The 18,631-nt window shown below is 70.5% G+C and carries 16 protein-coding genes and 1 pseudogene; 9 read left to right on the forward strand and 8 right to left on the reverse strand.

Features of this window, described 5'->3' with window-relative positions; genetic code table 11:
- The first annotated feature begins 3 nt into the window (after positions 1-3).
- The 5 genes and pseudogenes from JIW86_RS04055 (at position 4) to JIW86_RS04075 (ending at position 6,393) form a co-directional block, all read left to right on the forward strand.
- Complete coding sequence (locus tag JIW86_RS04055) at positions 4-1,857, forward strand: ferritin-like domain-containing protein (protein ID WP_257552539.1); 1,854 nt, start codon at positions 4-6, stop codon at positions 1,855-1,857.
- Positions 1,858-1,917: 60 nt separating this feature from the next.
- Positions 1,918-2,976 (forward strand): NAD(P)-binding protein, encoded by a 1,059-nt coding sequence (locus tag JIW86_RS04060; RefSeq protein WP_257552540.1) that lies wholly within the window; start codon positions 1,918-1,920, stop codon positions 2,974-2,976.
- Between the two features lie 249 nt (positions 2,977-3,225).
- Positions 3,226-3,882: pseudogene (locus JIW86_RS04065) on the forward strand (LodA/GoxA family CTQ-dependent oxidase); the annotation flags it as partial.
- 215 nt (positions 3,883-4,097) lie between these two features.
- Positions 4,098-5,207, forward strand: coding sequence for a LodA/GoxA family CTQ-dependent oxidase (locus JIW86_RS04070; protein WP_257559210.1), 1,110 nt, complete (start codon positions 4,098-4,100; stop codon positions 5,205-5,207).
- 34 nt (positions 5,208-5,241) lie between these two features.
- Entirely contained in the window at positions 5,242-6,393 is a 1,152-nt protein-coding gene (locus JIW86_RS04075) for an FAD-dependent monooxygenase (RefSeq protein ID WP_257552541.1), read from the forward strand.
- A gap of 30 nt (positions 6,394-6,423) precedes the next feature.
- Here the strand turns inward: JIW86_RS04075 and JIW86_RS04080 are convergent, their stop codons facing one another.
- The 4 genes from JIW86_RS04080 to JIW86_RS04095 all read right to left on the reverse strand — a co-directional run bounded on the left by JIW86_RS04080 (position 6,424) and on the right by JIW86_RS04095 (position 9,969).
- Positions 6,424-7,497 (reverse strand): M14 family metallopeptidase, encoded by a 1,074-nt coding sequence (locus JIW86_RS04080; protein WP_257552542.1) that lies wholly within the window; start codon positions 7,495-7,497, stop codon positions 6,424-6,426.
- Between the two features lie 10 nt (positions 7,498-7,507).
- Entirely contained in the window at positions 7,508-7,822 is a 315-nt protein-coding gene (locus JIW86_RS04085) for a hypothetical protein (protein ID WP_257552543.1), read from the reverse strand.
- Between the two features lie 321 nt (positions 7,823-8,143).
- Positions 8,144-9,091, reverse strand: a complete 948-nt coding sequence (locus JIW86_RS04090; RefSeq protein WP_257552544.1) for a hypothetical protein — start codon at positions 9,089-9,091, stop codon at positions 8,144-8,146.
- A gap of 14 nt (positions 9,092-9,105) precedes the next feature.
- Positions 9,106-9,969 (reverse strand): papain-like cysteine protease family protein, encoded by an 864-nt coding sequence (locus JIW86_RS04095; RefSeq protein ID WP_215148584.1) that lies wholly within the window; start codon positions 9,967-9,969, stop codon positions 9,106-9,108.
- A 781-nt stretch (positions 9,970-10,750) separates the two neighbouring features.
- On the opposite strand from JIW86_RS04095, the gene JIW86_RS04100 reads away from it, so the two are divergent.
- From JIW86_RS04100 to JIW86_RS04115, 4 genes are read left to right on the forward strand one after another with little or no spacing between them, the layout of a single operon-like run.
- Entirely contained in the window at positions 10,751-11,638 is an 888-nt protein-coding gene (locus JIW86_RS04100) for a class II aldolase/adducin family protein (RefSeq protein ID WP_257552545.1), read from the forward strand.
- A 9-nt stretch (positions 11,639-11,647) separates the two neighbouring features.
- Positions 11,648-12,055, forward strand: a complete 408-nt coding sequence (locus JIW86_RS04105) for a TetR/AcrR family transcriptional regulator (RefSeq protein ID WP_257552546.1) — start codon at positions 11,648-11,650, stop codon at positions 12,053-12,055.
- Positions 11,989-12,402, forward strand: a complete 414-nt coding sequence (locus JIW86_RS04110) for a TetR/AcrR family transcriptional regulator C-terminal domain-containing protein (protein ID WP_257559211.1) — start codon at positions 11,989-11,991, stop codon at positions 12,400-12,402. Before JIW86_RS04105 ends, JIW86_RS04110 begins: the two co-directional genes overlap by 67 nt.
- A complete protein-coding gene (locus JIW86_RS04115; RefSeq protein WP_257552547.1) occupies positions 12,399-13,274 on the forward strand; it encodes an alpha/beta fold hydrolase in 876 nt (291 codons plus the stop codon). The genes JIW86_RS04110 and JIW86_RS04115 overlap by 4 nt, the downstream gene beginning before the upstream one ends.
- 56 nt (positions 13,275-13,330) lie before the next feature.
- On the opposite strand, the gene JIW86_RS04120 is transcribed toward JIW86_RS04115, so the two are convergent.
- From JIW86_RS04120 to JIW86_RS04135, 4 genes are all read right to left on the reverse strand, one after another.
- Positions 13,331-13,975 carry a GAP family protein gene (locus JIW86_RS04120; protein WP_257559212.1) on the reverse strand — a complete coding sequence of 215 codons (645 nt, stop codon included), beginning with the start codon at positions 13,973-13,975 and terminating at the stop codon, positions 13,331-13,333.
- A gap of 245 nt (positions 13,976-14,220) precedes the next feature.
- The gene (locus tag JIW86_RS04125; RefSeq protein WP_257552548.1) at positions 14,221-17,055 is read right to left on the reverse strand and encodes an aKG-HExxH-type peptide beta-hydroxylase; all 2,835 of its coding nucleotides are present in this window, start codon (positions 17,053-17,055) and stop codon (positions 14,221-14,223) included.
- Entirely contained in the window at positions 17,052-18,239 is a 1,188-nt protein-coding gene (locus JIW86_RS04130) for an FxsB family cyclophane-forming radical SAM/SPASM peptide maturase (RefSeq protein ID WP_257552549.1), read from the reverse strand. The genes JIW86_RS04125 and JIW86_RS04130 overlap by 4 nt, the downstream gene beginning before the upstream one ends.
- The gene (locus JIW86_RS04135) at positions 18,232-18,537 is read right to left on the reverse strand and encodes a hypothetical protein (protein WP_257552550.1); all 306 of its coding nucleotides are present in this window, start codon (positions 18,535-18,537) and stop codon (positions 18,232-18,234) included. Before JIW86_RS04135 ends, JIW86_RS04130 begins: the two co-directional genes overlap by 8 nt.
- Positions 18,538-18,631: the final 94 nt, after the last annotated feature.

The raw sequence follows: 18,631 nt of genomic DNA on the forward strand, positions 1-18,631 counted from the left end.
ACCGTGAACAACCCGATCCCCGGCAGCGTGGACCTCCCCGTACCCGAGGGGAAGGTCTTCCCCCGCAACCTCACCGCACGGGCCGATTACGCGGTCCCGGGAAACCCGTCCGGCTCCCGCCCGGAAAGCGGGGTGGACAACTGCTTCCCCGGTCTCGAATTCGACCAGCGGAACCTGGAGAAGGCCTTCTTCCCCGGCCTGCTGTTCGACTTCCACCACGAGCGGGGCTCCCGGTTGATCGGCGTCACCAAGGACGCCCCGTCCGTACTCGACCTCACCAGCGCAGACCTGGGCGCGGGCATCGCGGCCGACCCGTGGCGGCTCCACCTGTGGGCGGTGTGCGGGCGGACCACCGTGGACCAGACGGAGTCGCAGGCCCCGGTGTTCCACGCCACCGCCCGCACCGGCCTCGCCCTCTGGCGCCACGTCCACGACCTGCTGCCGGGCCGGATCGCCATCCTGCTCGGACCCACCCCGGGCAGCCTGTCCCCGGGCGCGAACATCGTGCCCGACGGTCTCAACGCCTGGCGTATGCAGAACGAGACCACCGTGGAGCGCGATGCCAACGGGAGGGTGGAGGCGGCCGTCCTGATCGCCGACCGGGCCGACTACCTGGACCCCGACGGAGTCATCGATCCCGATGTCTACCTGCCGGGAGAGCTCACCCGCAGCCTGTGCGCCCCCTGGCAGTACGACTTCCGCGAATGCGGCTGCTACTACTGGGCCGCTTCCAAACCCGATATCTCGGCCAGCCCCGACGGCCGGTTCCGCCCCCTCAACTTCCAGCGCTCGGACCGCACCCTGCCCCCGCCCAAGCTGGACACCCCGAACTACGCCGACCGGGAGGGCGACGAACTCGACCACCCCGCACTGATCACCAACTGGAACGTGCTGCCCGTCGTCCTCAACGGCCGCGAGGACGACATCCTGGGCCCGGGCACCCCGTTCGAGGTCGAAGAGATGACCCGCGAGGAGGTGATCGAGGAACTGGAGCGGCTCGCCGACGTCGAGCACGCCCTGTGCCTGGAATACCTGTACGCGCACTACTCGCTGAACGCCCCGACCGCACTCGCCCCCGGCACGAACCCCGAGTCGCCCATCGCGCAGTTCCACGCGGCCGCGACCGAGGTGTTCTCGGTCGCGGTGGACGAGATGCGTCACCTGCGATGGGTCAACGAGGTGCTCGGCGTGCTCGGCAGGCCGCACAAACTCGACCCGCCGCCCCTCGGCATGCCCATTCAGCCCCAGTCCGGGCAGGTCTTCGAGCTGGAGCGGCTCACGGCCGCCCAGCTGGACTGGTTCATCAAGGTGGAGAGCACCAGCGCCGAGCTCAACCCGGACGGCATCGACGGCATGTACATCCGCCTCCACCACACGATCGAAAAGCGGCCCGACCTGTTCCCGCAGGCCGACCGCCTCTCCCACCTGATCAAACTCATCATCGACGAGGGCGTGGACCACTTCGAGCGGTTCAAAGCGATCAAGGGGCACCTCGCGGAATTCTCCGAGGACGAGTACCTTCGCAGGCTCGACAAGACCCCGGACCCGCTGGACCAGCGGCTCCTGCAACTCGCGGACCTCAACTACGCCGTACTGCTCGGCACGATGAAGGAGACCATGGCCCTGGGTGACAGCGCCGGAGGCGTGCTGATCGAACACGCCCGGCGGGCCATGACCAACCTCCATGAGGTCAACCACCTCCTCGCCTCCCGCGGGGTCGCCCCCGCTTCCAGACCCCCCAGCCCACCGTCGTCGCGGCGCTCGCCGACGGTCAGGCCACCCTCGCCGCCGCCCGGGCCGCCCGGCAACTGCAAGAGACCGTCGGCTCGCTCGACGGCGCCGGCCTGCGCGGCATGATGACCCGCCACCAGGCCACCACCGAGGCCCTGATCGCCGACCTCATCCTGTGAGGATCCCGTGAGGCCGACCACCGTCGCGATCGCCGGATCCGGACTCGCCGAACTGACCTGCGCCTGGCTGCTCGCGGCGCGCGGCCACCGGGTCCGGCTCCGGCCGCGCCCGGCCGGCGGGCCCCGCCCGCTGCTGCTGGGCGACGACACACTTGCGCTGCTCCACGCGCTGTGGGGCACCGAGGCGGCGGACGGGCCGGCCGCCGACAGCCACCGCCTCACCCACCGGCACGCCCGCTGGACTCAGGACCGCGACGCCGACCCGCCCCTGCCGCAGCCCGCGGCGGTCGTGGACGGCGCGCGGCTCGCCCGGCGGCTGCTGGCCCGCCTCGCGGACCGGTACCCGGACGCCGTGTCGGAGGAACCGGACCCGGCGGGACCGCCCGACCCGCAGGCGCGGCCCGACGCGCGGGTCCCGCCCGTACCGCCTGACCCGACCGTCCCGCAGTGGACCGTCACCGCCACCCCGCCCGGCCGGGCCGGCGCGTACCGGACGGCCGGTCGACGACACCTGCTGGCCGGGGAGGCGCCCTGCGCGGCCGGGCAGGACGACACCACCGCCCGCCTGGAGCGCACCGACGACGCCTGGCTCCACCTCACCCCGCTCGGCGACGGCAACGCCCTGCTCCAGGCGATGGTCCCCGGCCCGGTCGGGCACCCGGCGCGACACCTCGGCCGCCTCCTCGCGCACAGCCCCCTGGCAGCGCGACTCGCGCAGGCGCCCGCCACCGCCGTCGCCCTGCCCGCCGCACCCCGCCTCCACCGCGCCCCGGCGACCCCGCCGGCCGGCCGGACCCCCGGCCTGCTCCTCGTCGGCGCGGGCGCCATCCGCTACGACCCCCTCAGCGGCACCGGTACCGCCCAGGCCCTGCGTACGGCCGTCCTGGCCGCCGCCGTGATCGACTCCGCCGCCGCAGGCACCCCGGCGGACCGGCTGTGCGCCCACTACACGGCCCGCCTGCGCACCGCGTTCCGCGACCACCTCGCCACCTGCGCCCGGCTCTACCCCCAGGCGTTCCCCACCCCCGCGTGGCAGCACGAGCTCGACGCCTGCCGGTCGGGGTGACGGCCGGGGCATCTGCCCGCTGTCCAGTGTGGTGGAGTCCCAGGTGACGTGCGAATCGGCGGCGCTCGCCCCCGGGCGACGGCGCGTGGCCGCCCCTCCGTGAACGGCGCGGCACGCCCTTCGGTCGCGCATCGCACGCTCGTTTGTCAGCATGGAGAGCTGTACGGACGATGCACTCCTGTACAACGCTCCACGAGCCCTGTGCACCCCAGTACAGCCCGGCAGCGCCGCATCGCGGGAGATCGAGCCATGGCCGTCATTTCCGATTCCTCGTCCACCGAGCCTCCGGGGCACGACGCCCGGATCGTGCGGGCCGCCATCCACCCCGCGATCGGCGTCGCCCGGGTCGGCGACAGCGCCGACGAGTTCTTCCTCGCCCCAGAGACCGAGGACGAGCCCCCGCTCCCCACCGGCTCGTACAAGGACGCGACCGGCGCCCTGAAACGGCAGGCGGCCCGGTTCCGGATCTACGGCTACAACGCGGCCGGGGAGCCGGTGGCCGAACTCACCGAGGACAACGCCGAGGTGCGCTGGACCGTGCACGTAGCCAACAAGAAGGCCGCCTGGTACCAGTTCCAGCTGGCCCTGGACATCCCCGAGGCCGCCCAGGCGGACGAGAGCCAACTCCGCAACCCCCTGGTCGCCGGTCCGGACCGCCCCAGGCTGAGCATCGACCCCGGCTGCCGTTCCGTACGCGGCCGCGACCGTGCCGGCGGTCCCGAACTGCGCTTCGACACCGGGAGGTTCCTCCGCATCCCGGTCTACCTCGGCGAGCTGCGCACCGACGGGGCCGGGCGGCTGATCTTCCTCGGCGGCCGGGGCGTGGCCGAGTCCGTCGACTTCAAAGAGGCCGATACCTTCGCCAACAACGACGGCTGGTATGACGACATCTCCGACGGCCCCGTCACCGCCGAGGTCCACGTCGACGGCCGCGCGCTGCCGGTCGAACCGGCCTGGGTGGTGGTCGGCCCGCCCAACTACGCCCCCGAGCTGAAGTCCGTACGCACGCTGTACGACCTCGTCCGCGACGCGTTCACCACGGCCGGAGCGCTCCCCGAACCGGAGCAGGTCTCCTTCACCCACGACATCCTGCCCATCCTGCGCCGCCTGTGCGATCTGCAATGGGTCAACCAGGGCCTGGCCACCCTGTTCGGACACGGCGGACGCGAATACTTCCTCGACCCCGGCCTGCTGGCCGCCCTCGCCGACCCCAGTCCACGCCACGAGGAGCTGCGCCGGCAAATCTCGAAGACCATGCGCGACCCCGACCGGGACGGCACGTCGCCGATTCCCTGGCCACCCGTCTACGGCGACGCGATGAGCCTGCCCCCGTCTCCGCACGCCAGCACCTGGCCCTCTCCCCGCTCCAGACAAGGCTGTTGGTGCGCTGGACCCGCGGAGACTTCGTCCCCGACCACGTCGTCGGGGCCGAGACCACGCCCACGGAACTCGACCGGCTGCCGCTCGCCGCCCGACCCGCCGCCCTGGACCGCGCGGCCCTGTCCTTCTGCCTCGCCGATGCCTTCCACCCGGGCTGCGAAATCACCTGGCCGATGCGCCACACCACGCTGTACAGCGCGCCGTTCCGCATCCGCCACCGCCCGCAGAGCAACCCCGAGCGCCCCTACGGCAGGGTGCTCACCCCGCAGACCGCCCAGGCGTACGACGGGCCGCTGTACGGCCAGGAACCCGGCGGCCTGACGCGCTGGATGGCCGTGCCCTGGCAGACGGACACCGCGAGCTGCCGCTCCGGGTACGAACGCCGGTACGACCCGTACCTGCCGACGTTCTGGCCCGCCCGGGTGCCCAACCACGTCCTCGAGGAGGAGGACTACCTGATCGCCGTCGACACCACGCGCCCGCGGGAGGAGCGGCTCGCGGCGTTCGCACGGCGGTCCCCCTGGGACCGCTGGCTGCCCCCGCCCTACAAGGCCACCATCAATGCCATGGTGAAGGACTTCGGCCGGCTCGGCCTGGTCGAACGCCGCCCGGGCGTCACCAACGACCCCCTGCTGCCCGCCGAGATGTTCGTCGAGTCCGAGGTCTCCTTCCCCGCCGAGCCGGCCCCGCCGCGCGGCCGCAACCTGCTGAGCCTGCATGTACCGCTCGCCGCCGACGAGCGGCTGCGGGACGCCGTCCTGGCGACCGCCGTCGCCCTGGCCGAGGAACCCGACGAGGAACTGTCGGCGGGCTACATCGAGAAGGTCGCCCGCTTCCCGGGCAACCGATGACCCCGCACGCGACGGCCGGCCCCGGCGGCCGGCGGTGACCCGTCACGAGGTGTACGACGCGGTCGTCGCCGGCGCGGGACCGGCCGGCGCGGTGGCCGCCCTCGTGCTCGCGCGGGCCGGCCGGCGCGTGGCGATCGTGGACGACCCACCCGCGCCCGCAGCGGGCGCCCACAAGGTCGGCGAAAGCCTGCCGTCGGCCGCCGCCTCGCTGCTGCGCGATCTGAACCTGTGGCCCGGCAGCACCGCCGCACCCCACCTGCGCTCCACCGGGATGTACGTCTCCTGGGGCTCGCCCGCGCTCCAAGAGCGCGGCCCGGTGCAGGACCCGTACGGCGCGGGATGGCAGCTGGACCGCCTCCGCTTCGACGCGTTCCTGCGGGAGGCAGCCCACACGGCGGGCGCCGAGCCGCTCCGCGGGCGGGCCGTGGACGCCGTGGACGACGGCCCCGGCCTGCGCCTGCTCGTGCGCCAGGAGCATGGCACACGCGAGCTGCGCTGCGCCTGGGCCGTCGACGCGACGGGACGGCGCGCGACCATCGCCCGGCGCCGGGCGGTCCGCAGACGTCAGGACCGGCTCGTGGCCGCCCATATCCTGATGTCACGTCAGAATTCTTCTGCTGACGGGCAGTCGGACCGGGAAGTCAGGACCCTCGTCGAAGCGGTGCCCGGCGGATGGTGGTACACGACGCTGACCCCCGTGGGCCGGATCGTCGCCCATCTGACGGACCCCGACATCGCCGACCCCCGTCTGCGCACCCCCGACGGGTTCCTGCGCGCAGCCCTGCACACCCGGTACATCGGCGCCCGGCTCACGGCCGGGGACCTCACCGGCCCGCCGACTCCGCGCTGGAGCGCCGCCCACGGCCTGCGCCTCGAGCCGTACGGCGGCCGGGGCTGGATCGCCGCTGGTGACGCGGCGCTGGCCTTCGACCCGCTCTCGTCGCAGGGCATCCTCACCGCACTGCACAGCGGAGCCCGCGCCGGCCTCGCCGCGGCCCTGTGCCTCGCGGGCGCGCCGCCCCGCCCGGTCCTGGCCGCGTATACGGACTTCCTCGACGGCGTCGCCGCCGCCTACGTACGCCACCACGCGGAAGCGTACGCAGCGGAAACCCGCTGGCCGGAACTGCCTTTCTGGCAACGGCGGGGGCCGTCCGCCAACGCGCGGGCCAGGGGGCCCCGCAACTAGATCTCGAGAACTGGCGAGTTCACGAGGTCGTCAGGCGAGAGTGGTGAGGCAGAACTGGACGAGTCCGGCGTCGACGTCGAGGACGATCTTCTTCATCTCCGGCCACGGCGGGTGGAAGTCCATCCCCCATTCGACGGTGAAAGCCAGGATCCTGTCGTCGCTCTGCTCGACGATGTGCCTCGCGAACGTGTAGTCGTCGCTGGTGCCGCAGGTCGGGTAGAGGTCGAAGGCGGGCTTCGGGGTGTAGACCTTGCCGCGTACGGCTTTCAGCGCCTTGCAAAACTGCTCGGCGAGCACGGCGGAGTCGTCGGCGTCCGTCTTCGGAATGAACTCGGCGTAGAGCAGGTCGTTCTTCATTCCGCGCCTGCCGTCGAAGGCGGGGTTCTGAAAGTTCCTGGTCAGATCGTCCGACTGGTTGTTGTCGTCACCCCAGACGTAGAGCATGTTCTGGGTGTAGCTGTGCACGTCGACGTACCAGCGGGTGCGCAGGAAGTGCTCGATCAGCCAACGGACGTTGCGCGTCTCGGGCTCCGAGAAGGGCTGTGGGCCCTGGTACACCTGGTTCGGGTCGGCGGGGTCGTTCGAGACCCGGACCGGCGCGAGCGGGTGGAAGGCGGTCTCGAAGTCGAAGAGGAAGTCGAAGTTGCGGTTGATGTCGACGCCGATCGCGGCCGGATTCCCGCCGGACTGGGCCGGGTTGCGGTTGCGCCGCCATTCCGGGTCGACGGTCTGGCTGTAGCGCCGGCCGTCGGGATTGACGAGCGGGAAGACGACGACGTCCAGTTCCTCGAGGATCGTGCGCACCTGGGCGGAGGTGAAGTGCGTTCCGCCGTACGCCAGTCCCGTTCCGCCGGCGTGGGCGTGCAGCAGGTCGGCCGCGAGGTTGACGAGGATCTCGCAGCTGCCCCACTCCCTGGCGTGCATACCGCCGGTGAGGACGATGGCGTCCTTGGGCGCCAGGCGGTGGGTGCCGATCCGCAGGGCGTGGCAGGCGCGGCCCTCGACGGAGGGCTCGGGCAGCTCGATGAGGTCGCTCGTGTTCTGAAACGCCGTGGCCAGGCTGGTCACGCCGGACTCGACCTCGACGATGTTCATGTACGGCATGACGTCCCTCCTAGGCGTCCTTCACCTTGAGGGCGAGTCCCTGCGGAACCGCGTCCTCTGGAGCGAACCGGTCCCCCTCGCCGACCTCGGCCTGGCGGGCCCGCCCGACGGCGGTGGCGTCCTCGACGACCGTGACCGTCACGCCCTCGCGTTCGAGGGCCTCGGCTTTGTAGGGGGTGACGTAGGCGTCGATGGTGCAGCTGCCGTCCTCGGCCTGACGGACCCGCCCGCCGACGTCGGGGCGGGCTTCGCGCAGGAGGGCGCGCAGGGTGTCGGGGTCCTTGGCAGTGACCCGGACGCGCAGAATCGTGTACTCGTTGGACATCACAGGGCCTCCCTCGGGCGCCGTTGGGCTCACATCAGGAAGCAGGGCCAGAACCGGCATCAGGGTGTCGGGGCCGGTACCGCCCACGGCGCGCAAGCGGACACATATACGAGCACGTATAGATATGTCCGATGCGTACCTCGTATCCTCAGCGTGCGCTTCCGCCGTAGAACGCGTCAAGGGGCGCCTCGGGCACCCGGCTCAGGAGGCTGGTCGAGGCGTGGACGGACAGGGCCGGGCCTCCTTCCCGCGCTCGTGCGGACCCGACGACGGAAGTCGCCGGGCTGAGCACGGAGAAGGGGCCCGGCCCATGGGGTCGGGTCAGCGCGTGGTGGCAGTTCCCCGGCGGCGCGCGTAAACCACCGCACCGCCGATCGCCGCCACGGCCGCGGTCCCGGTGGCGATCCCGGTGGCGGAGATCGGCTGCCGGGACGCCTCGGCCACCGGTTGCCCGGACGTGGCAGCGACCTGCTCCGACTGGTCCTCCACGAGGCCGCCGTATCCGCCTGCCAGGCCCTTGCGGTCGTATTCCGAGCCGGGCATCTTGTCGCCGTAGCGGGCGGTGACCAGCTTCTGGTACGCGGCAAGGGTCATGCCGTGCTTTCCGCCGAGGCCGGTGGTCGCTTCCTCGTTGAGCGGCTCGACCATGCCTTCGGCGGTGAGCCGGTACCAGGCGTGGATCTGCGGCTCGGTGAAGGTGCGGGCCTGTGGAGTGCCGCGCTCGGCAAAGCCGACCTCGGCGTCCCCGTCCCGGATGCCGGCCAGCTGCCAGCCTTCGGCACCGACGTTCCGCTCGCCGCTTCCCGGCGTAGCGGGGTTCCCCTTGGGCGCGAGCAATACGGCGGCGGGTCTGCCGTCGGACGTGGTCACCCGGGAGGCCAGGTAGGAGAGCCGCAGCGCGGTCTGCGGGGTTGCCTGGGTCTTGCCGGTCACGAACTCGGGGCTGATCTCGAACATCGGCACCGGGTCCTTGTTGAGATCGAACCCGGGCGGCGCGGCGACCGCGGCGGGCGCGTTCCCGGGGGTGCCGACGGCGCCGCCGTCTGCGGCGGGGGCAGTGCGGGGCTGTCGGGCCGAGACCAGGAAGCGGGAGACGGTGTCGCGGAGTTGGTCGCTCCGGAGGGCCTGCTGGGCGGACTGGTAGCCGGCGATGCCGTCGCCCTCCGCGGCCTGTGCGGGAACGATTCCGCACAGGGCGGCGGCGAGCGCGGCCGTGGCGAGGACGGCGGCCCGCAGTGCAGCGTGCCTGGCCTGTCGCATGGTCTGCATGGTCGGTCTGCTCCTCAGCCCTGGATGCCGATGCGGGAGTGGGTCCACTGGAACGAGTTGTTGTTCGCGTAAGTGGAGTGGTTCCACCATGTGTAGGTCTGGGTGGTCTGCCACGGGTCGCCGACCGCGATCATGTTGGTGGCGCTGTCGTAGCCGTAGATGACGTTCATGTGACCGCCGCCGGTGCGCCAGCCGAACCGGACGGCGAACGGCCGGCCCGCGTCGATCTCGGCGGCGGACTCACCGAACGAGGCGTTGCGGTTCAGGCTGTGGCCGCTGTTCCTCAGTCCCAGCCTGGCCAGGCCATTGGCCATGTCCTCCAGCGTCGCGGGCTGGTTGTTGCAGTCCACCCACGTTCCCTGGGCCGCGAGTTGGCAGAACTGCTCCTGACTGACGGAGCGGCCCCAGTGTTTGGCTATGGTCACGCCGGACGCGTCCCAGCACCACTGGGTCCTGACCTGCTTCTGCATGTCGATCCCGAGTGTCTTCGCGGTCGTGGGCGTGGGTTTCGGGTTCGGGGTCGGGGTCGAACCGCAGACCGGCAGGGGGGTGGTGTTCTCCTTGATGAAGGCGTCGGCGATGTAGTACGAGCCGGTGAAGATCCACCTCGGGTTGTTCTCCACGGTGTCGCCGGTGGTCCGGCAGGACATCTGGATCTTGGCGCCCACCTTCGAGGACCCCTTCACCTGGGCCGAGAGGGACGGCTTGGCCCGCTGGTTGACGGTCTTGTAGTTGCCCTGCCCGCCGATGACCGTGCCGCTGACCACATCGGCCTGGGCAAGGGCATTGAAGCCGAACAGCAGGCCGCCGGAGAGTCCGGCGGTGATCGCGGCTATCAGCGCTTTCTTGCGGCGGGACGCGCGACGTTTGTGCATCATGCTCCTTGATCTGAAAATGCGGAACCGGCTTGCCTGGCCGGCGCTCCAATAGGTGACGAATGGTCAGCTCGCCAGTCCGAGAGCGGCGCTCGAAACGGACGGCCGGCTACTCACCGGAACGGCGGCACAGGCGGGCGACTCGACCACCTGCAGTCGCGCTCTGCTCACCGCCAGCGACCCAGGGACGGCGCCGCATTGCCGATGCGGCTTCCGCGGCGGGCCGGGCAGACATCAGAGGCGATTGATGGCCGGCGGCCGGACGACTACAGCCGGGCGACGCCAATTGACCGAGCGTCACATTCGAGCGGATCTGCGGCCCCGCACTGCCGGTGAAGCCGGGATTCAGGCCTTCCACGAACACGCACGACCGCACCTCTTTCCTTGACTGGATTGGGTGCCGGGAATCCTGCCAGAGAGATCACGGGTTCTGAACGCGGTTGCTCTACGCGCGAAGATGTCGCGAATTCAATCACCATAAATAGGCGACCTGATTGACCGTCAATTTCGCTACAACTCCGACGAGTTGGCGAACACACAGCCATTGGTCCAGGCCATTTACTGCCACCCGACGGCGTGGGACTTTACATAAACTTGATGCATCGCCGCTCTTTATTGGACACGCCGTCAAGTAATTAAATCGCCCAGAGTGTATGCCGCGTGACTCTCCATCATTTCGCAAAGGAAACCGACCCCAGGTCTTGCGCGCAATGTGCGCATCCCGATCCGCTCCGCCAGCGGCCACCTTGCGCGATGCGTCCATTGGACGCATCATGTGCGTCCAATGGACGCACATGATGGCAAGGGGGGCGGCGTGGAGGAACTGACGGCCGACGGCGTGGCTGGAGCGGCACGGCAGCCGGCCGCTGCGGCAGGCGGCCTGCGCGGCAGCGCCTTCGTCCCGCGCCAGGAGGACCTGGAGCTGTCGCTGCCCCCGGTGTTCGACGACCCCGACCAAGAACGGGAACACCGCAAGCAGCGGCTGGCCGGAGCCTGCCGCATCTTCGGCCGGTTCGGATTCTCCGAGGGCGTGGCGGGGCACATCACAGCACGCGACCCGGAGTACCCGAACATGTTCTGGGTGAATCCGTTCGGCATGTCCTTCCGGCACATCCGGGTCTCCGACCTGATCCTGGTCGACGACGAGGGCCAGGTGCGCCACGGTCGGCGCCCGGTCAACCGCGCGGGGTTCGTGATCCATTCCGCCATTCACGCGGCCCGTCCCGACGTGGTGGCCGCCGCCCATGCGCACTCCGTGCACGGCAAGGCATTCTCCAGCCTCGGCCGCCTGCTGGACCCGATCACCCAGGACGCCTGCGCCCTCTTCGAGCAGCACACCGTCCACCGCGACGGCGCAGGCTCCGTGGTGGTGGAGGAGGAGGCGGGCCGTCAGCTCGCCGCAGGGCTCGGCCCGCACAAGGCCGTCATCCACCAGAACCACGGCATCTTCACGGTCGGCGAGTCCGTCGACGAGGCGGCCTGGTGGTTCATCTCCATGGAGCGCAGCGCCCAGGCGCAGTTGCTGGCGCAGGCTGCCGGCACTCCCCTGCTGATCGATCCCGAGGCCGCCCGGCACACCCGTGACCAGACCGGCTTCCCGCTCGCCGGCTGGTTCTCCTTCCAGCCCCTGTGGGACGAGATCGTCCGTACCGATCCCGACCTCTTCGAATAGGGCCCCGACATGCCAACCGCCTCCGACCGCCGCCCGCCCGCAGATCCCGCCCCTGAGCCCGCGGAACCCGGTTCCGCCTCGTGGTGGCGGGCACGCTACGCCGAGCGCGACCGGCGCCGGCCCCGCACCGGCGGGCTGACCCTCGCCCGGATCACGGCAGGCGCCCTCGAACTGGCCGACCGGGACGGGCTGGACTTCCTCACGATGCGCAGCCTCGGGGAGCACCTCCAAGTGCGCCACACCTCCCTGTACCGCCATGTGGCGAGCCGGGAGGAGCTCCTGATCGAGACCGTGGACCACATGCTGGGCGAGATCCGGCTGCCTTCCCTCGAGGGGGCTGGCGGGCCGGCCTGGAGCAGGGGGCACGGGAGTTCCGCCGGGTCCTCAGCGCCCACCCGGCGCTCGTGCCGGCCCTGACCAGCGGCCAGTTGCTCGGCCCCAACGCCCTGCGGGCCCGCGAGCACGCCCTCGGGCAGCTCCTCGCCCAGGGATGGGCCCCGCGCACGGCCGTGCACGTCTACCTCACGGTCACCCACTTCGTGATCGGCTCCGCCGTGCTCGACACCGGCGGGGCGGCCCGGACCGGTCCGCAGCGCGCCGCGATGATGGAGCTGTTCTCCGACCTGTCACCCCGGACGCACCCGGTGGTCCGCCGTCACGCCGACCTGCTCAACTCCCCCGACGGAGCGGACGAGTTCGCGTTCGGGCTGCGTGTGCTGGTGTCGGGGCTGGGCCACCTGCACACCGAGGAGGCCGGAGGATGAAGAGCAGTCCGGTCCTGCCGCCGCTGGATCAGTGGACCCGGGGCGGCACCCGCGTCCGGATCGGCGGCCACGCGGTCTTCGTACGCCAGGACGGCCCTGCGGACGGGGCACCCGTGACCCTGCTCCACGGCTTTCCCACTTCCTCCCACGACTGGGCGGCGATCGTCCCGTCCCTTGCCGCGGCCGGACTGCGGGTCACCACCCTGGACTTTCTCGGCTTCGGTGAGAGCGACAAACCGCGCCGGCACACGTATTCCCTCCTCGACCAGGCCACGCTGGTCGAGGAAGTGTGGCGGTGGTGCGGTATCGGACGCACCGCCCTGGTGGCCCACGACTACGGCGTCAGCGTCGGGCAGGAGCTGCTGGCACGGGATCCGTCACGGGTCACCCGCATGGCCTGGCTCAACGGCGGGCTCTACCCCGACCTGCACCGTCCGGTGCCCGCCCAGCGCCTGCTGCACGGGCCGCTCGGCCCGCTGCTCGCGCCCCTGACCACGCGCCGCCGGTTCGGCGCGGCCCTGCGCGATGTGCTGGGGCGGGAGCTCTGCGACGCGGACGTACGGGAGTTGTGGGCGGCGGCGTCCCGGGCTGGCGGCCACCGGCGCGCGCCGCGGCTGCTGCGCTACATCGACGAGCGCCGCCGGCATGCCGGGCGGTGGACAGCGGCCCTCGAGGAGTACCCCGGCCCGGTGCTCTTCGTATGGGGGCCGGCCGATCCCATCAGCGGCGCCCATGTGCTGGCGCGGATCCGCACCAGGATTCCGCGGGCCTCGGTCGTCGAACTCGCCGGACCGCCCGCGGTCGGGCACTATCCGCAGCTGGAGGATCCACAGGTTGTCGCGAGCACGCTGAAATCCTTCCTGGCGCCCTGAGACCCGGCCCTTCGCTGTCGTACTCGGTGCAGCCCAAGCCCTGGTCACACGTGCTGTCAGGCGACCAGCTCGTAGATGCCCCGCGCTGTCAGCCACAGGCCGACGACCAGGGAGAGCGTGACAATCAGCTGGTTCTGGTGCTGCTCGAGCCAGGTCCGCAGGGCGTTCAACCTCGCACCTGCGGCCGCCGGCGCCCAGACCGTGTACATCTCCATGACGATGAGGCCGAGCGTGGCCAGCAGGCAGTAGCCGGTCAGGGCGAGCCAGTCGGTGAGGGAGGAGAGGTCCGCGGCAACCACTGTCGCGGCGCCGGCACCGACCAGCGCCCAAGGCTGCAGCAGCCAGGCCAGCCCGGCGGCCGTGGCCAGTGAGGCGCCGTCCACCCGGGCCGTCCAGCGCGGCGGACCGTGCGGGCGGGGCGGCCGGCGGTGCCGGAGCAGGCCGTACAGCACCAGCCCCAGGCCGATGGCGAGTTTCGCACACGCCGCGGCGGTCGACGGTGCGCTGTGGCGGGCCGGGGGCTCACCACCGGTCAGCAGCACCACACACGCGATCACCACAACCAGGTTGGCGAGCCAGGACAACAGGAACGCCAGGGCCTTGCGGACGCCATGCCGCGAGGAAAGCAGCAGGATGAAGGCGCTGTTGTGCAGAGGCCCCAGGGTGATGGCCGTACCGATGACGACCAGGTCTAGGACCATCAGCGCAGTCACTCCCGGAGGCCAGGGTCGTCTGCCGCCTTCGGACGGGCGAACCGGTGAACAGGGTCGGGCGGCGCTGTCACGGCGCCGCATCCCCGACTCTGCGGGCGGCTTCCCGACCGGTCAAGCACGCCACGCGCACGCCCCCGAACGCCGCACGCCGGGTGGCAGGAAGCTCACCGCCCGAGCGGCACCGCGCGCCCGCCGACGAGGGCCACCGCGATATCCGCCAGTGACTGATCTCGTCAGGTGAAGGAGACGACGAATGGGCACTCCGGCCCGTGTCGATCTCCCCGGGCCTCGTAGCCCGCGATGTAGGCACCCGCACGGCCGACGTGGATGATGTTGCCGTCGACGGTGCAGCGATCGCCCGAGCGGAGCAGGGCCCACAGCGGATCGGTGTCCTCGACCGGATAGAGGGACTTGGCACCGGAGTAGGTGATGGTGACCATGCCATCGTCGTGGTGGACGGCCTCCCCCTCGAACCCGTACATCCGAAGCTCGGAGACGCACAGCAGCGGCTTGGACATGGCCTCCTCGATCGCCGCAGCATAGAGCGGGAGTTCGGAGCGGATGACCTCGTGGAGGCGGCCGGCGAATTCGATGGTGGCGGGGCACGCATAGGAGCAGGGCATGTACGGGACCAGGCCGTACAGCGTGTGCCGGAGGTGGGGGTTGCACAGCGGGGACGGCCTGTCCCGGGTGTTGCGCAACGCCGCGTAGTAGGTGTTGTCGTCGTTCCAGTTGTTGCGCTTCCGGAAGAAGTCCTGGCAGCACGCGGGGTAGCCGAGGGCCTCCCCGAACGTGTCGTGGTCGGCCCGGTGTTTGTCGACGACCCTGCCGTTGACGATCAGCGGGTACCAGCCGGAGCCGACCACGTGGTCCAGAGCGGCCTGGTCACGGGCGAGGAAGACATGAGCCTCGGCGCCTTTGCGCAGGTCGGGCACGAAGGCTGCCCGGGTGGTCGTAAGACGGCCTGGAGGCATCTGGGCAATCTGCGGCGAGAGCCTGTCGAAGCAGGCGTCCACGTGGTGGACGAGGCCGAGCGTCTCGGTGAGGCCGCGCAGGGCGGGCCAGCCGTCCCGCGGGACCCACAGGTCCATGGCCGGTTTCAGTCCGCTCGCCACGGCGATCAGCGTGGGGAGTTGGGCGCCACCGCGCGTGGCCTCGGCCAGATCCCAGTAACGGCCGGCCCGCAGCTCGCGTTCGACGGCCTCCGTCGCCGACAGGTTCACCGGTCGTACCGGGACAGGAGCCGGCTCCATTGCTTCCGGCAGGCGCAGGCCCCAGGCCAGGGCCTCCGGCGTCGTACGCACGTCCTGGTCTACGGAGAGCGGGGACCGCCGCGCCATGAGGGCTTCGGTGTGCGTGAGGATGTACAGCGCTTCATCACGGCGGCCCAGATGGCGAAGCGCGAAGGCGTAGCACTGCCAGAAGTACGGACTCCGCGGATCGTGGTTGACGCAGGCCGCGTAGCGCATGCCGGCGGTGCGGTAGTCCTCGGACACGTACGCGAGATGTGCCGCCGCGAGGTCCGGGATCAGGCCCTCGCCTGGGACGGTGTCCGGCAGCACGCCGGCGGATTCGCCTCCGTGTAGCTGATGCAGGTCGCGCACGGCCTCGAGCAGGGCGTCCGCCGGATACCAGCGGCGGGTGATCGCCCCCGGCGCCCAGTCCTCCGGGAGACCCAGGGCGCGCAGGGTGGCGTGAGTGAGGGCGTGAGTGAGGGCGTCGTTCCGAGCGGGCCGTGCCACGGGCGCCGTCGTGGGTGCCGTCGTCACGTCCGGAGCCTGATGCCGATCGTCCCAGCGGGTTCGGTGCACGGTGCGCTCGGCGTCGATGCGACGGCGGTCCTCCAGCGGAGGTGGAGGCAGACTCCCGCCGCATGCCTCGATCCGGTCGGTGACCGCGTCGACGAACGCGGCACCCAGAGGCGTCAGTGAGGCCGCTGCCCGCAGTTCGCCCAGCCCGTCACGGACCTGGCGGACCACCCGGTAGGCCCGGTTCACGACGCTCCGCGGGTCCAGGCCCCCGGCGTCCGGGGTGTCAAGAACCGCCCGGTAGAAGTCGGCGACGCTCACGAAACTGTAGACGGCGTGCAGCAGTCCGCTCAGTGGCCTGGGGTCCTCTCGCCAAGGCGAGTAGTAGGCGGCCTCGCCGGTGTCGTCGACGATCAGCGGGTCGAGTGGCAGGACGGCGTTGAGCTTCTGGTGACCGTATTCGTGCACCAGGGCTTCCGCAGTCGCCATCGGCTCGCCCAGCGCCAGTGCGACCAGACCGGGCGCCTCATGGAAGCTTCCGCTCACGTGCACTCGCGAAGGGTCCGGGGACAGGACCGGGACGATGACGCCCAGCCCGCCGGCAATCTCCTCGGCAAGGGGCGCGCATACCGCTCCGACGAGGTCGAGGTGGCTGTTCAGTTCGTGCTGCCAGCGCTGCGCCTGGCCGGGGTCCAGTTCCGCGTACGTGAATCGGGCCCGTCCGCCGAGCCTCAGGTCCCGGTCGAGCCAGTTGAGCTCCGTGCCGCCGACGAGCCGTGGTACCCGCAGTTGCCCTCCGCTCCAGGTCAGACGGCCGTCGTCTACGGTCAGGGAGGTACGGGCCCATGGCGCCGCACCCTCCAGGGCCAGGCCGGAGCCCGGCAGGCTGATCCGTCCTGCGGCGTCCGTACGGACTTCGGCTGTCAGCTGCCCCTTGCCCTGCAGGAGCAGCGCCGAGAGTGCGAAGCGTGCGAACTCCCGTAAATGCGGGAGGAGATGCATCTCGGGAAAGCGCTCGGGGGCCCGCCGTCCCACCAGGTTCCAGGCCACGTCCACCCAGAACGCCGCGCTCGGATGGTTGAGCACCCTCTTCTGCACGTCGGCCGGAGCGGCGCCGATCGCCTCCAGGCTCGCCGGAAAGCCCGACTCCGCCAGTGTGGCGGGGGTCCTCTCGGCGAGCAGCGCCGCGAGCCTGCGGATGCCCACCAGGGTGTGGAGGTACCGGGCCGCGAAGACGGCACGCGTGGTCCCCGTCCAGCCATGGGGGGCCGCCAGTGAGGTGATGGTGGTCCGGTCGAGCCGGGGGATGGTCGCGGTCATCCTGCTTTCCCCTCTTCGCGTTCGACGCGTCTGGGCAGGCTTCGCAGGTCCCTTCGGGCCGTGTCTGTGATCACACGGATGAGTTTCTTCAGATCGGCACAGTAGACGGACTCGTTCCGGAATCCGTTCGCCCGGGAGTACCTGTGCGGGAAGTATCCACCCCCGCATATGCGGACCAGTTCACATTCCTGGCAGGTCGCCCCCAGGGTCCGCCACTTGTCCTGACGCGCGTGCACCAACGGCGACTTCAGCGCGGCGTCGAAACTGTCGTCGAAGATGTTCAGACCCAGCTCACAGGCCCCCGGGTAGGTGACCTTCAGGGTGTCCACCGCCTGTATCTCCCCGTTGGTCTCGACCACGGTGAAGTCGACGGGCTGCAGCCCCCACTCCTCGGAACTGTTCGCGGCCCCCAGGTAGAGGGCGATGACGTCACGGAACCGCCTGATCCTGACGGGCTGAGGGCGTTCCCGGTACCACATGTCGAAAATGCCGAGCAGCCAGTCCGCGTACGGGGTGGTGTCGAGCCGCTCCTTTCCCGGAGGGCGCAGGTCGTGATGGCCCAGCGGCAGGAGGAAATCGATGGACGGCGGATCGAAGGAGCGGAAATAGGAGTACGTCTCGACCGGGTCCGACTCGAGGTCGATCACGGCGAGAATCCCACCCCACAGCCCGCGGGCCCGAGGACTGCTCAGCAGCTCGATCGAACGCTCCACCTGCGCGAAGGACGACCTGCCCGCGTGGTCCAGACGGTGGCGGTCGTTGACCCCGCGCGGCCCGTCCATGCTCAGTCCGAAGGAGACGTCCCACTCCCGGCAGAAGTCCAGGACCTCCTCGGTGTAGGCGGTGCCGTTGGTCTGTCCGTTCCAGCGGATCCTGACGTCCGGTGCCGCATGCGTCACCGCTTCGCAGAGCGCACGCAGGTAGTCCACCCCGAGCAGCAACGGCTCACCCCCGTGGAGGGTCAGCTCCACCTCATGCAGGCCGTGTTCACACGCGTGCTCGTTGATCCGGCGACCGAGCTGGGCTGCGGTATCCATCGACATTCGCGTCGGCTGCGACCGCCACGACTGATCGGCGTGCCGATAGACGTAGCAGTAGTCGCAGTCGAGGTTGCAGCGGGAAGCGACCTTGCAGATAAAGGATCTGAACGGCTTGGTCCCGGATTCCAGGACCGCGTCAGACACGACCGGACCACGTGCTGGAACTGTGTGAGCTGAAGGAACTGAAGGAGCTGTGACTGCTGTGGTGGCTGTACTCCGGCCCTAACTCGGGGTCGCGGGTGCCACTGAACATCTCGTCCAGGATCTGGCCGAGTACCGTGCCGTCGAGCGCATCGATCGACATGAGATCGAGGTCCGGCAGTTCGAGTTCGATGCCGTCCCTTTCCGCATCTGCAAGATCGGACTTTTTGAGCATCAATGGCCTCCAGCCGCTCATTCCGGTACTTGCCGCCTCGACCACGATCCCCTTCCGCCCATACACCGTCAACTCCTTCTAGAAAAAATCCAGAACCGATGTTCTACGCTGTCCGTGACGAGGAGTGAGCGGACCAGCCGCCATGAGACCGAGGACCCCT

It is taken from the genome of Streptomyces sp. NBC_00162, assembly GCF_024611995.1.
Lineage (GTDB): Bacteria > Actinomycetota > Actinomycetes > Streptomycetales > Streptomycetaceae > Streptomyces.